The organism is Escherichia sp. MR, assembly GCF_005280595.1.
Taxonomy (GTDB): domain Bacteria; phylum Pseudomonadota; class Gammaproteobacteria; order Enterobacterales; family Enterobacteriaceae; genus Escherichia; species Escherichia ruysiae.
Genome location: NZ_SZVK01000145.1, coordinates 1 through 287, shown reverse-complemented (window position 1 = coordinate 287; position 287 = coordinate 1). Strand labels below are relative to the sequence as shown.

The 287-nt window shown below is 52.3% G+C and carries 1 protein-coding gene; it reads right to left on the bottom strand.

The genetic code is table 11. The annotated features are described in order from the left end of the window. Window positions 1-287 (bottom strand): mannonate dehydratase (locus FC814_RS22660; RefSeq protein ID WP_170967967.1); only part of this gene is annotated, 287 nt, incomplete at both ends.

Here is a 287-nt window from a genome sequence, read left to right as displayed (position 1 = left end):
GCGGAGTAACCTGGGTTGGTTTTCTTCTTCAGGTCGTCCAGCATCTGATGACCGTGGTCCGGACGCATCGGGATCAGGTCTTCTTTGCCTTCCGCTTTACGACGGTGTTCTTCTTCAACAATCGCTTTCACCACTTCGTACATATCAACGTCACCGTTCAGGTGCGCCGCTTCGTGGAAGGTTTTCGGGTTATCTTCACGCATGGTGGAACGCAGATGGGTGAAGTAAATACGCGGACCGAACTGCTTGATCATATCAACCAGATCGTTGTCAGCACGCACGCCGTA